The sequence below is a fragment of the Anaerobiospirillum thomasii genome, from assembly GCF_900445255.1.
Classification (GTDB): Bacteria; Pseudomonadota; Gammaproteobacteria; order Enterobacterales; family Succinivibrionaceae; genus Anaerobiospirillum_A; species Anaerobiospirillum_A thomasii.
On sequence record NZ_UAPU01000007.1, the window covers coordinates 535122 to 549469 of the forward strand.

At 41.9% G+C, this 14348-nt stretch carries 10 protein-coding genes and 1 tRNA gene; 4 read left to right on the forward strand and 7 right to left on the reverse strand.

All coding sequences use genetic code 11. The annotated features are described in order from the left end of the window. The first annotated feature begins 3 nt into the window (after positions 1-3). Both DRZ93_RS09635 and DRZ93_RS09640 read left to right on the forward strand, forming a co-directional pair. Positions 4-1323 (forward strand): four-carbon acid sugar kinase family protein, encoded by a 1320-nt coding sequence (locus tag DRZ93_RS09635; protein WP_113743835.1) that lies wholly within the window; start codon positions 4-6, stop codon positions 1321-1323. A gap of 53 nt (positions 1324-1376) precedes the next feature. Further along, positions 1377-1450 (forward strand) — tRNA-Gly (locus tag DRZ93_RS09640). A 310-nt stretch (positions 1451-1760) separates the two neighbouring features. Here the strand turns inward: DRZ93_RS09640 and DRZ93_RS09645 are convergent. The 4 genes from DRZ93_RS09645 to DRZ93_RS09660 form a co-directional block, all read right to left on the reverse strand. Further along, complete coding sequence (locus DRZ93_RS09645; RefSeq protein ID WP_113746464.1) at positions 1761-3830, reverse strand: IS1634 family transposase; 2070 nt, start codon at positions 3828-3830, stop codon at positions 1761-1763. A gap of 354 nt (positions 3831-4184) precedes the next feature. Then, a complete protein-coding gene (phoA, locus tag DRZ93_RS09650) occupies positions 4185-5633 on the reverse strand; it encodes an alkaline phosphatase (RefSeq protein ID WP_172458176.1) in 1449 nt (482 codons plus the stop codon). Positions 5634-6015: 382 nt separating this feature from the next. Beyond that, on the reverse strand, positions 6016-7665 hold the full coding sequence (groL, locus tag DRZ93_RS09655; RefSeq protein ID WP_113743834.1) for a chaperonin GroEL: 1650 nt from the start codon (positions 7663-7665) through the stop codon (positions 6016-6018). 34 nt (positions 7666-7699) lie between these two features. After that, complete coding sequence (locus tag DRZ93_RS09660) at positions 7700-7990, reverse strand: co-chaperone GroES (protein ID WP_113743833.1); 291 nt, start codon at positions 7988-7990, stop codon at positions 7700-7702. Between the two features lie 416 nt (positions 7991-8406). Between DRZ93_RS09660 and DRZ93_RS09665 the strand changes: the two genes are divergently transcribed. After that, positions 8407-9393: a DMT family transporter gene (locus DRZ93_RS09665; RefSeq protein WP_113743832.1), complete on the forward strand. Its 987-nt coding sequence runs from the start codon at positions 8407-8409 to the stop codon at positions 9391-9393. Between the two features lie 54 nt (positions 9394-9447). On the opposite strand, the gene DRZ93_RS09670 is transcribed toward DRZ93_RS09665, so the two are convergent. Next, positions 9448-10035 carry an FxsA family protein gene (locus tag DRZ93_RS09670; RefSeq protein ID WP_113746465.1) on the reverse strand — a complete coding sequence of 196 codons (588 nt, stop codon included), beginning with the start codon at positions 10033-10035 and terminating at the stop codon, positions 9448-9450. A gap of 54 nt (positions 10036-10089) precedes the next feature. Between DRZ93_RS09670 and dsbD the strand changes: the two genes are divergently transcribed. Then, complete coding sequence (dsbD, locus tag DRZ93_RS09675) at positions 10090-12021, forward strand: protein-disulfide reductase DsbD (protein WP_113746466.1); 1932 nt, start codon at positions 10090-10092, stop codon at positions 12019-12021. Positions 12022-12120: 99 nt separating this feature from the next. Here the strand turns inward: dsbD and DRZ93_RS09680 are convergent, their stop codons facing one another. Both DRZ93_RS09680 and DRZ93_RS09685 read right to left on the reverse strand, forming a co-directional pair. Further along, the gene (locus DRZ93_RS09680) at positions 12121-13140 is read right to left on the reverse strand and encodes an aldose 1-epimerase family protein (protein WP_113746467.1); all 1020 of its coding nucleotides are present in this window, start codon (positions 13138-13140) and stop codon (positions 12121-12123) included. Positions 13141-13434: 294 nt separating this feature from the next. Continuing rightward, positions 13435-14199, reverse strand: coding sequence for an FKBP-type peptidyl-prolyl cis-trans isomerase (locus tag DRZ93_RS09685; RefSeq protein WP_113743828.1), 765 nt, complete (start codon positions 14197-14199; stop codon positions 13435-13437). Between the last annotated feature and the right edge of the window lie 149 nt (positions 14200-14348).

Consider the following 14348-nt stretch of genomic DNA (forward strand, 5'->3'; position numbering starts at 1 on the left):
AATATGGCTCAATGTGTTGTTATAGCCGATGAAATAACAGGCGGCTGCGCTGTAGGATCCATGCTTGAAAAAAACAGATGTTCAGTCTGCTCCCTTATGGCCTCCAAGGCAATAAAGGATGAAAGGTGTAATTTGTATGACTGTCTTGTCTACTCTACAAACTCACGCAATCTTACAGCAGAGCAGAGCTATCAGCTCGTCTTTTACGCAGGTCGTCTGTTAAAGAGTGAAAATGTCAAAATCTATGCCAAAAGAATTGACCCATCAATGCGCGGCAATACCTGTATTGAAACACAGGCCCTGCTCGATGCTTTAGGAGATAATGATCGCGTGGCTATTGTAGTGCCAGGCTTTCCAACATTAAAACGTATCAATGTAGGCGGCTATATTTTAGTTGGCGGCCGTCCATTGCAAAAATCCCTTGTGGGTATGGAAGATACACTGTCAGATCAATCAGGACGTGTTGCCGATCTTTTTACTGAAAAGTTTCGCTATCATGCCGAGGCCCTGCATTTAAAGGATTTTCAAAAGGGCATGCATGCTCTTTCAGATAAGATACGTGAACTTGCTGACAGAGGGGCACGTGCCATTGTTATGGACTGCACCAGTCAGGAGGATATAAATTTAATTGCCGATGCTGTTTTACGATCAGGCATTAAATTCCTGGCTGTAGATCCAGGTCCATTTACAGCCACCCTGGCCCGCAAGGTTATGCGCGATGAGGAGAAGTTTGTAGATCGCTGGAAGCTCTTTGGTGTTATAGGAGGCTCCAATCCTCTGATCTCTGCACAGGTAGAGACGCTAAAGCTTGAGCAGCGCGGTGTCTATGTAGTCTCGGTGCGCAATATGGAGCTTTTGGACTCACTGCAAAAAAGAGCACAGGAGATTGACCGTGTGGTAGGTGAGGTTATGACTGCCTATGAAAAACATAAGCTGGTCTTTGCCATCTCAGAGCATTTAGGCGCCTCATCACAGCAGTTAAATGACTTTGATGACATGCTAAAGCGTACTAAAAGAAGCCGTGTGGAGGCCATTGATTCAATTGCATCGGCCTATGGGCAGATTGCCCTTAAGGTTTTACAAAAGCGTCAGGATATAGCATCACTCTATACCACAGGTGCTGAATACACTCTTGCAGTGTGTCGTGAGCTTAAATCTGTAGGCGTCAATATACTAGGGCAGGTGCTGCCTCTTACAGCCTATGGCGAGCTGATTGACGGTGACTATGCCGGTCTTAAAATCATAGCCTCGGCCGGATCTGCAACTGATGCCAACACCATTACCGAGAGTATTTTATATATAAAAAGAAAGCTTGAAGTTTAAGCTTTTAATCTTTATAAAATAGGCTTATAATGCAACAACATTATAAGCCTTGTGCGGGCGTAGTTTAATGGTAGAACTGGAGCTTCCCAAGCTCTTAGCGCGGGTTCGATTCCCGTCGCCCGCTCCATAACACAGATATAACAAAATACTTCCCATCCCTCAAAAATCAAGAAAGTATCTACATTATGTGATTTTAAAAACAGTGTGTAGAGTTAAAAATTAATTCATTAAGCTGTATTGGCAGCATAGTAGGAATTTATTATAATGTCATAAGGCTCTGTCATATAGTTTCCTCTGGTCTGGTAAGATTGTTGTCAGGGCCTTTATTGTATCTGTATTTTTTATCCCTAAGATCGCACACTAAACATACCGAGAATCAATCTTAATTTCATGACCAGAAGCCGGTCGCCGGACGCGACCAGATCTTCTTTTTTTAACTATCGTTTAAAGCTAAAACCCTCTTCTTTGGCATATGCTGCACGTGTCAGCGTATCTAATGGCTCAATGCCAAATGAGCGTATTAACTCAGACTGCCTTTTTAATATTCCTCCAGTGAATATTATAGATCCATTTTCTTTATCAATAGTGGCCTCTATAGCCTCCAGAGAGCGCAGTGTGCCTCTAAATGAGTTATGACAAAGCTTTACAGGAGGCAGATTGTTTTTAATCTGCTCTTTATTAAAGACTTTATTAGCTTCGATCATTTGTCTTTGAACCTCTGATGCAAGAGACAGTATGAATACTTTGGCATTTACTGTCTTATCGGTGGAGGCATTGAGTGTAGAGCCTCCAAGCTCGCCTTTAATGATACTATAGCCCACCTCTACATTATTTCTCTGCGCATATATTTCATTTGCCTCAATAACATTATCCACACAGTCAGAAACCAGAACTCTGGTGGCTATTTGTCTGCATAGCCTTGATATGACATAGTATCTTGGGTAATAGTGTTGTTGAGGCTGCTCCTTTTTGTCAAAAGAGGAGTCAGTGTCTGCAACCTCATCACTATATTGAAATAAATCAACGAGCTTGTCTTTTAAAAGATTGGTATGAGCGGCAGTAAGCTCAGATGGCTCTTTACCTGCAATAACCTCCTGCCAGTTGCTGGCTATATCATAGGCATCATTGAGCTCTTTGATTAAAACCCTATATTTATTCATGCTCTCTTCATATATCTCGCGGGAGAAAATAAAGTGTACATACAGAGTTTTCTCCTTTTGCCTTACAGGCTTGTAAGACTCATTATTTTCTCTTGCCATTTTACTTAGAATCTTCTGTGTATAAGACCATGGGAGCTGTATAGTCTTTCCTGCAAGCAGTTTAGGCGCAGTGTCTGTAATATCTGCGCTACTGCTAAAAACCAGACCCCTGTCTCTTAGCAGATCGCGTGATATTGCATCTACCTGCTCTTTGATAAGTTTGCTCTTGGCTATATTACAGTTGCACACAAAGGATATATTATGCTCAAGCATGGCCGAGATATTGTTGATAGACCAGAATCCCCTGTCACAGACTAAAGATATATTGTCGCCGGCGCCTCTGTCCACAAGCTGCCTGCATACTGACTCCACAGTCAGCACATCTGTAATATTGCCTGCATATGTAACAGTGGAAAACAGCTCATGTGTGCTCTGGTCAACCAGTGTTATAAAATTAATAACCTTGTTGTCTGTACCGCTTTTAGATTTGCCGTACTGTGCCTTAGTCAGGCAGTTGCCGGCATTGTCTACGTTAGTACCATCAAGAGCCAGAAACTGCATGTGCTTATTGCCATTTTTCTTTTTATGATACTGAGTTTTAAATTTGGCAAACTCATTTATAACGCCGTTTTCATCTATGTATTTATACAGTCTCTGTATATGATCTTTATAAGAGTTTATATCTAAATCAAGAGCGTGCTCTCTGACAAAAGCCTCAATCTCATAAGATATAGATTTAATACCCTTGGACAGACAGGTCATTATCATGTATACCAGCAGGATGTATTTGTCATCAGGCATAATCTTTTTAAGGATATTAAATGATGGCATCTTATCCATAAAGGATTTGAGCAGATAATAATCGCCAAACTTACGAGCAGTGCCGCAGGTCTTGGGGGTGGCAGAGCCAGAATTTCTAGCAACAGAGGCCTTGGTGCGTATGCCAGGTTTAGATGGATTTGCTTTAATATCATCCAAAATATCCTGAGAGTCGGCAAGTTTTTGTTTTATTTCCTTGATTTCAGCTTCTGAGCGTCTTTCGTACTCAAACTTTCCCTGCCCCACACGTATAACTTTCCATGGAATAAACTCAGGATTTTCAGAGAGAAAGTTAATATTAAAAACACACTCACCAATACCATCTTTGCTTTTGATAGATCCAATCTGAGTTGGTGCCACACGGGTTGAATAGCCTTTTTCAGCATTCCATACAGATTTCCCCTGCAAGAGAGCATAGGCATAGGTTCTCTTGCTGGCAACAACGTTCTTGAAAACTGGGTGATCTTGATTCTTATCTTTACTGGCCATGATGTCCTCCTATCGGGTAAATCGTACCATAAAACAAGAAAAAAGTCAAGGCATTTAGAAAAATAATTCAAAAAAAATTTGATTGATAACAAGGAATTTTTGGTAGGATAAAGAAAAACAAAAAAACTAGGTATTTTTACACTGCGATCTCAGGGTTTTATATGCATAAAATAAACCACTGATTTTGCTGTTAAAAAGAGCCATCTACAAACAAGTTATAATTTCAGATATTTTTTGTAAAACAATATTTACACAAGTTACAAAAGACTGCATCCATAAGCATAAAAGATCCTGACTTGATATCAGGATCTTGAGTTTGCATACAATACCAAAGCTTATTAAAAACTTGTAATATTACAGATCTAAGGCATTCTTGATGGTAAAGAACAAATCAGTCTGATCACTAAGACCTACTACATTTAAAGCTGCAGGGCCGTAAGCTGCAATTCTTAACTGAGCACCGGTGTGGCCTGTGTCATCTACATCACGTGAGTTGCCATATGATATAGACATTGGAGCATTGTCGTGGGTCATAACTCTCTGAGTAAAGCCTGGGGCGTCTGCATCAGGATAAACAATCTGAGTTGAGTGTGAGTGATCGGCAGTTACAATAACTAAGGTGTTGCCATCGCGTCTGGCAAAGTCCATGGCTACCTGTACAGCCTCGTCAAGATCCATGGTCTCACCAAACTGACCGCATGGATTTGAAGCGTGGGCCTGCTTGTCAATTGAGGCGCCCTCAACCTGTAAGAAGAAGCCTTTTTCATTGGCATCTAACAGCTCAATGGCTTTTTGTGTCATCTGTGCAAGAGTTGGAACATTATCGCCACGCTGTGCGTTAACCTCACATTTGACTACCTCATCCTTGATGCCGTCAACTTTAGCCTGTGGGCCTTTAAGTCTGATTGGCATATTGCCATCGGCAAAGAGACCTAATACAGGCTGAGCCTCATTGGCAACTGTAATGGCATCAAGCTGTGCAGTTGTTGTTGGCAGCTGATAACCTAATGCTTTGGCCTGCTCAATCAGACTTACACCCTTAAAGTCGCCTGCTCTGGCTTTTTCAGTAAATGACTTGGCACCGCCGCCTAAAACTACATCAGCTCGCAGCTTTAAAATCTGCTCTGAGATTGAGCCTGCACCATTGTTCTCAAGAGCCTGGGCTGGGCATTTTTGTGATGTTGCCTCAGGACCATAGCACTTTCTCTGCTCAATGTGAGCCAACAGGGCAGCAGGTGTGGCATCCTGAATTTCAGCTGTAGATACGTTACCAGTGGCAAGACCCCTGCTCTTGGCAAGCTCAATTAAGTTGACATGTGATTTGCCATAGACATCAACACCAATGGCGCCGTTATAGGTCTTAACACCTGTACCCCAGGCTGTGGCAGAGGCTGCTGAATCTGTTACATAGTCAGGTTTCTGTGTGTTTTTATCCAGTGCATAGTGGGTGTACTGACCGGTAAAAGGCAGTGTGTCAATACCCTCAAAATATCCGCCTGCACCCTTTGCAAAGTTTCTGGCAGCAGTGATTTCACTATCGCCCATGCCATCGCCTATAAGTAAAATTACATTCTTGGCCTTTTTCTGTGAGGCCTTGTTGATAGCTGCCTGATAGAGCTCGCTCTGATTGTCACCTATACGTCTGGCACCTGCATACTGTGTGATATCGCCTCTGGCGCCTCTAATATATAACTGTTCGTTGTCTGCTGTTGATGAGGCCTGAACATTGCTACATGCTGTTAATATACTCATTGACATTACACAAGAAATTGCAACGCATATTGTCTTCATCTTCTGATTCATAACTATTTCCTTTTAATTAAGATGTTGTATGCGCATTGTAGTGACAGTCAGTTAAGTAAAAACATACACCATGTAAAAGAGCTGTAAAAGATGCAAATTTTTTAAATAATTCTTTTCACCCCGGTAAAAGGGCATAGACATGCGCTTTTATCCTAATGAAAATTCATTTTAAGGACAAATGCATGGCCTTATGTAAAATCTATATTTAAAGAGACGCTCTTTTGTAAAAAAAGAATTAAAAATGATCAGGGTTTAAGATTAAGAAAATTTAAGAGCTGATTTGATGACTTTAAAGTGGTGTCAGGATCTTATTTTACCTATATAAAATTATAAAAGGCTCCCGCAGGAGCCTTATAAATTTGAACTGGTAATTTGCGACAGATTACATCATGCCCATGCCGCCCATACCGCCCATGCCACCCATACCGGCAGCAGGAGCTGCGTCAGCTTCCTTTCTTGGAGCATCGGCAATCATGCACTCGGTGGTGATCATTAAGCCAGCGATAGATGCAGCATACTGCAGAGCTGAACGGGTTACCTTGGTTGGATCTAAAATACCCATCTCGATCATATCGCCATACTGCTCGCTTGCAGCATTGTAACCGTAGTTGCCTGAACCCTCACGTACAGCATTGGCTACAACTGATGGCTCCTCACCGGCATTAGCTACGATCTGACGTAATGGAGCTTCCATAGCGCGCAGAGCAACCTTGATACCAACGTTCTGATCCTCGTTATCACCACGCAGAGAAGCAAGCTTGGCAGCAACACGTACTAAAGCTACGCCACCGCCTGGAACAACGCCCTCTTCAACAGCAGCGCGGGTAGCGTGCATAGCGTCCTCAACACGGGCCTTCTTCTCTTTCATCTCAACTTCAGTGGCAGCACCGACCTTGATTACAGCAACACCGCCTGCTAACTTGGCAACGCGCTCTTGCAGCTTCTCCTTGTCATACTCTGAGGTTGACTCTTCAATCTGCTTGCGGATCTGAGCTACGCGATCCTCAATGGCAGAGGCATCACCGGCACCATCGATAATGGTGGTGTTGTCCTTGGTGATTACAACGCGCTTGGCAACGCCTAAGTCGTCTAACTGAGCCTTCTCAAGCTCCATGCCAATCTCTGATGAAATTACAGTGCCTGCTGTTAAGATAGCAATATCCTGCAGCATGGCCTTGCGGCGATCACCAAAGCCTGGTGACTTGACAGCAGCTACCTTGACGATACCACGCATGTTGTTAACAACTAAAGTAGCTAAAGCCTCTGACTCTACATCCTCGGCTATGATCAGCAGTGACTTGCCGGCCTTGGCAACACCCTCAAGAATTGGAAGGATGTCACGGATGTTTGAAATCTTCTTGTCGCAAAGAAGAATGTATGGGTTCTCAAGCTCTACAGCTGAGGTGTCTGGCTTGTTGATGAAGTATGGTGACAGATAGCCACGGTCAAACTGCATACCCTCAACTAAGTCTAACTGATCCTCAAGACCCTGACCGTCTTCAACAGTGATAACACCGTCACGACCTACGCTCTCCATAGCATCGGCAATTAAATTACCAACGGTGGCATCTGAGTTTGCAGAAATAGTACCTACCTGGGCAATTGACTTCTTGTCGGCACACTCTGTAGATAAAGCCTTGAGCTCCTCAACAGCAGCAGCAACTGCCTTGTCAATACCGCGCTTTAAATCCATTGGGTTCATGCCGGCTGCAACTGACTTTAAGCCCTCAGTTACGATAGCCTGAGCTAAAACAGTGGCAGTGGTGGTGCCGTCACCTGCTGCGTCATTGGCCTTTGAAGCTACTTCCTTGACCATCTGGGCGCCCATGTTCTGGAACTTGCCCTCAAGCTCGATTTCCTTGGCTACAGTTACACCGTCCTTGGTGATAAGTGGAGCACCATAGCTCTTGTCAAGAACAACATTACGGCCTTTTGGACCTAAGGTTACCTTTACGGCATTGGCCAGGGTGTTTACACCCTCTAACATCTGTGAACGTGCTTCGTTACCGAAAAATACTTCTTTTGCTGCCATTTTTAAATAACTTCCTTAAATTTATGTTTAAATCTTATTCATTTACAATTGCTAAAATGTCGCTCTCTGACAGGATTAAGACATCCTCACCGTCAATGCGCTCTTTCTTGGTGCCATAGCCCTCGTTATAGATAACGATGTCGCCTTCTTTTACGCTCATGGCTGCAGTTGTGCCATTCTCAAGCATACGGCCCTTACCTACTGCAACAACCTTACCACGGGTTGATTTCTCTGCAGCGTTGCCTAAAATAATGCCGCCATCTGACTTGGCCTCAACTTCAAAAGGCTTGACAATAACACGATCATGCAATGGAACTAATTTCATCTTAAACTCCGCGGAACACCCGCCATTTATATAAGTAAAAACTTATAAACTAAACCAACGTTCTGAAAACTTCAAAACTCAATCTTAACTGTAAAAGTACATGGGGACGCTTTTGTCACTTTCAAGGCCATTTTTATAATTTTTTTTCTAAAAGAGCGCTTATCCATGTAAATATCCTTTAAATTCAACAATATAATTTAAATTGCACTGTTAATGCAAATTTTTATCAGATTATTGTCATTATTCTAAAATCATATATTTAAGTATCTGATTTTATATGTATTTTTTTACTTTATTTTTTCAATACCCACTTACAAAAAAGTTTTGATTTAAATACAGCTGCGCTCATGTTATTTATTTTGCCAAAGTGTGTATAATGCGCTCATCTGTTGTTTGTGCATATTTGTTGCTTTATCATGGGTTTACTCAAATATTATTTTCTGCTTTTGGCTGTAACCTTCATCTGGGGTGCCACTCCTGCCTGCGGCAAGCTTCTTGTAGATGCCCTCTCACCACTTTTGCTTACAGGTCTTAGATTTTTATTTATATCAGCAGTAATTTTTGCCTTTTTACTGCTGACACACAGAAAAGCTGAGCTTAAACTCAACAAAGAGCTTTTTTATCTGACCTTTGCCATGGGCTTTATGGGTATTACTGTGCACAACGGTCTGCTTTTTGCAGGTCTGCATCATACAACAGCCACTAATACAGCTTTAATTGAAAGTATAGGCCCTACAGCAACTACCCTTTTAGCCTTTATCTTTATTGGTGAGAGACTGACACGTACTGGTCTTTTAGGCATTTTTATCTCATGTATAGGCGCACTGTGCATTGTCACCAAAGGATCAATCGATGTACTTTTAAATCTTAAGTTCAATATTGGCGATTTAATGATTCTAGCCTGTGAGGTAGCCTGGTCGGCCTATGTAATTATTGGCTGGAAAACCAATGGCAAGATAAGCTCACTGGCCCTTACTGCCTGGTCCACTCTCTTTGGCTCAGCCTGCTGCTTTGCTGTAGGTCTTGCCACCAATTCACTGCACTTTGGTGTTATTGATATGATGGCTGTGGCAGGCTTTAGCTATCTTGCCCTGGCCTCAGGTCTGTTCTCCTTTATAGCCTGGAACTTTGCAGTCACCAAGGTGGGTGCAAGCAAGGCCGGCTCCTTTGTCTATATTGTGCCACTTACTGGCGCGCTTATAGGAATAACTGTGCTAAATGAAAGGGTGGAGCTTGCTCAGATCCTAGGCGGTCTTTTAATTATCTTTGGTGTGATAATAACTGTAAGATCAAAGGTCTCTATCAAACAAAAGAACTCAGCTCCTGGTACTGAGGATCTGCTTGAAAAATTCCCTGAGCTCAAAGAAGAGCATGACAAGGCGCTCCTTGCCAGAAAAAAATAAAATCAACATGAAAAAGGCCCTATACTGGGCCTTTTTCAATTGAGCTGCAGCTTTTTATTTTGTTCTGCCATCATTTTTATCAAGGCTTTGATCATGCTCAAGGACTTTTTGCTCAGTCTCATCCTTTTCCACACTAAAGTTGGCCTCATAGACATTGCCGCTGTCTTTTTTGGAAAAAGCATCGGCATCAAAACCAAATGGATCAGAGCCATTTGAAAAAGAGGTGCCCTGGCCAAATTCGCTTTTGACATTCTGGGCAAAAAAGGCGTAATTATCTTTAAGCTGCTTTTTTAAAAGCACAACCATAAGAGGCTTTATGATAAAGCCAAGAGCCTTGTGCAGTGGCTTTAGAGTCAGGATAAGAGCCAGGATATCACTGACAAAGCCTGGCATTATAAATAAAAAGCCGCACAGGAGCAGCACCATATGATAAGGGGCTACATTCTGCATCATCACACCATTTATCTTATCCGTGCGATTAAATCTTGCAAAAGCAAACTTTAAAAGTAAAATTCCTATTATGATAGAGGCAAAAACACAGCCTATGGCATTAAAGGCGCCTATACTCATGCCAAGAACAATAATACTTGCTATATCAAGTACAAAAAATGAAAAGAACAACAGACCTATAAATCTAAACATTGGTGCTCCTATAAACTTTTTATTAAAGTTAACATATTAAGGATAATCGTGGTGATGAAATTTATAAAAAAAATCTCTGTAGCTTTTGCTGTTTTTGGCATATGTATTATGCCACAGTACTCTTTTGCACAAGAACAGACAAGCGCAGATGGCTATATCTCACAAGAGCTGACAGGTACTGCCGTGGATTCTGCCACGGATAAGGCAGATTCTGCTGATGCCTCTGCTAATATGCAGTCAACCCCTGGCAATGCTGCAGATGAGCTAGCGGCTCCTGATACAGATGATAAGGATGATCAGATAAACCTAGATGGAGATCTGCTCTCACTGCAAAATACCTTTGTCAAAGAAAAGAGCTCACCATTTTCACATCAGTACAGCCTTGATGATAATAATGTACTTGAGGTGACACTAAAGGCCACTAACGGCTCCTATATCTACAAGGACTCAATCAATGTCTCATCAGATAAAGCTGTAATTTACAGACAGCCTCTTAACAAAGGCTCTGTGCACAAAGATATTCAGGGTACACATGAGGTGTATTTTAATGAGGTCAGCCTTAATATCAATATTTTAAAATCACAGCCTGGTGATAAGGTTGTCATTACCTATCAGGGCTGTGACAGTCAGGGTATTTGCTACCCTCCTCAGAGCTTTGAGGGCGTTATTGGCAAGAGCATAGATGTAAAACTCTCAACTCCATCTAAATTTGATGAGCAAAAACAGGAGCAGGACTCTTTATCAGAAGGTGGCTATTTTTCAAAAGGCGCTGATGCCATTGCCTCATCTCTTGCAGATAAATCATTTTTATCACTGTTTTTATGCTTTATTTTAGGCTCGGCTTTAATGCTCACCCCTTGTGTGCTGCCAATGCTGCCTATTTTCTCAGCCATGATTCTAGGCTCCAAGGATAAAAAGTTTGCAGCCAATATTATGCTCAACCTGTCCTTTGCCGCAGGACTGTCACTTACCTATATGCTTTTAGGTCTGCTTTTTGCCTATCTTGGCGCAGCGCTTAACAGCTTTTTACAAAACAGTGTGGTGACCTTGAGTATTGCAGGTCTGTTTGTGCTCTTTGCTCTGTCAAGTGCCGGTCTTTTTGATCTGAAAATGCCATCATCCTTTAGCTCTTTTATAAGCTCCAAGGTCAGTGCGCAAAAAAGAGGAGTACTGCTCTCAGCCTTTTTATTTGGCTCACTCTCAGCCCTGCTCTCAACTCCATGTACCTCAGCTCCGCTTGCAGGGGCACTGCTTTTTGTAATGCAGGGTGGTGATGTGATTTTTGGAGCCCTGGCCTTTTTAGCCATTGGTCTTGGTATGGCCACCCCACTGTTTATAATTGGTCTTTTTGGCAGCAGATTTTTACCAAAATCATCAAAGCTCTCAGAGTTTTTAAAGAGACTTTTAGCCCTGCCTTTGCTGCTTGCCGCCTGGTATATTGCAAGAGTGCCGCTTGAGGATTATATGTATGCCCTCAACGTCATCTCAAGCTTTGTGTGCATAAGCTATTCTATCTTTATTTTAATCTCGCTCTTTTATCACAAGAAAAAGACTCTTTTTATCATAAGCTCGTGCATAGGCTTTATTGCAACCTTTGCCATAACCACCAATTTAAATAAGGCCGAAAGCTCTGATCTTATGGCACAAAACTTTGTGGCACTTAACAGCATAGACGATCTCAAGCACTTTAAGGATAAGAAGATCCTTTTAGACTTTAAGGCCAAATGGTGCACCAACTGCAAGATTATGGAAAAGGAGATCTTCTCAAATGAGATGTTTTTGGACAGAGCTTTAAAGGATTATCATCTTGTAAGCTTTGATATAACCAACAGCTCTGATGAAAAGGTTTCCGCCATGATGCAAAGCTTTGAGGTTATAGGCGTGCCATATATTGTGATTTTAAATGAGGATCATACCATTAAGGCCCGTCATATAGGCTATGCTGATTTAAAGCAGATGCTAAACTTTATAGATAAAAATAAATAGTCTTTAAAGGGCTGATTTGATAAAGGCAGATAAAGTATCTTTATCTGCCTTTATTGTATTAAAAGCTCTCCCATCTTCTGTCAAGGGTACTGTCAGATCTTATCTAAGACCTGTTCTTACCTTAAAGCTTCTGCTCTGACCTGGTTTTAGATAGATAAGAGTGCCTGCCTCCCTGGCTGCATGTGCCCCCTCAGGGTGGCAGGTTGCAGGCAGTGCAAAGGCTGCCACCTTGAGATCATCATTGTACATAATCCAGCGTGTCACACTGTTAAAATCAGCTGTATCATAGCTTACAAAGCAGGTGCTCCCATCATCAAGATGCATCTCAAAGACAGCATCCTTGACATAGGATGAGACATTATCAGCCATAAAGACAATTTCAGGATCGTACATATCCTTATCAGCTAATACCTCAAGGGTTTCGCCCCTGTCATGCATGGCATCAAGCTCTTTGGCATAGGCAAGCCACTTAGCAGTTGGATGGACATGAGAAGGTATGCTCTTTCTTAGCACAAAGGCCGAGGCAGGAATATTGCAGCTCATTCTGGCCTTGTCAAAATAGGCATAGTTCATATGACACATATACTGCAAAGGCATATCAGTACAGGTCTTATTTAAAACATCAAGGCTTATGTCTATATAGCTCTGTGCGCTTTTAAGCGTAACTTTGGCCACAGCCTCATAGTGATAGCCAAAGCCCTTGCAGTAATCGCACACAGAGACAATGGAGATGTAATCCTGCCCTATCTCAAGGTAGGACTCATACATATCAATGACACTAAACTCACCATGCAGAGGATGATTGTCCTTATCTGACGGACAGCCGTTGGCTAAAAGTCCTGAGTGAAAGGCAAAGCAGCCATAGGTATCAACTATGCTTTGAGCCTTGCGCGGCATATCAAAAATATTATGCAGCTTTAAAGATTTGCCTTTGAAGTTCAAATCCCAGATTATCTGCCCCATATAAGGCAGTATCTCTACATAACCTTGTGAGTTTTTAAGAGTGACTGACTCAATGCCTGTGGCATATTTAAATGTTGAGACACTAAGATCATCAAGCTCTGCCACACATTTTTTGTACTCTGCAAAATCGCTTTTAAAAAGATTTACTCTTGCCATGACTTCACCTTATATAAATGCCGCCTTACACATCATTTTGTGCAGGCACTGCTGCAAACCTAATTTAAAGTTTAGTAGCAATATCTGACTATACAAGGCAGTTTTTAAAAAAATTCTCCAGCCCCTTGGCGCCTGTACAGGCTGTGCCTTATTTAAGATGCAGCTAAAATCTGCTCATTGAAAATAAATGGCGTGATCTTTAAGTGTTTTGAGCCTGTTTCCATACACAAAAGGCATGAGAATCTCATGCCTTTTGTCATTTAAAAATTTATCCAGATTTTTTATTCAGATAAATTATTTATTGTCGTTACTAGGGGCAGCAGCTGCTGCTGGGCTCTTTACATCAACTAAGGTTACAGTAAAGAGTAAAACAGAATTTGGCTTGATAACGCCGCCTGCATTGCTCTCACCATAGGCAAGCTTGGCTGGAATAGCCAGCTCATAGACTGAGCCCTTGTTCATAAGCTGCAGAGCCTCAATCCAGCCTGGGATCATGTTATCAAGAGTAAAATCTACAGGCTCTTTCTGCTCATCAAATACAGTACCGTCAATAGTGGTGCCCTTGTAGATAACAGAGATTACATCACCTGCTTTGGCAGTAGGACCTTCACCCTGCTTTACAACCTTGTACTGCAGACCTGACTTGGTAACTTTGACGCCATCCTTCTTGGCATTGGCAGCTAAGAAGTCCTCACCCTTTTTAAGATTATCCTGGCTCTCTTTTAATGCCTTGGCCTGCATACCCTCTGCAACCTTCTGCTCAAGAGAGGCTAAAGTTGTCTGTAAATCCTGCTCAGTCATAACAGTCTTTTTGTTAAGAGCATCGGTAAAACCTGCTAAAATCAGCTGTGTATCAACCTTGCCCAGGAATTCACCCTGTGTGGCCTGTACCTGTGATAACTGAGTACCTAAAACGGCACCGATAGCATAGGAAGCCTTCTGATCAAAATCTGCCTTGGCAGCATCAAACTCAACCTTTTTTTCACCGCAGGCGCTCAAAGCCATAACAGATGCTGCAATCAGGCCAATGGAAAAGCTCTTAACTAACTTAGTGTTCAAAATTCTTACTCCAGATAGACGCTGTATTTGATACAGCTTATTATGATTAATTTCTGTATTTGACAAAAAAACTGTTTAAATGTTCAAACTGCGAGTTATTTTACATCTAAAAACTTAGATTAAAAATAGAAATGCTAATTTATACTAAT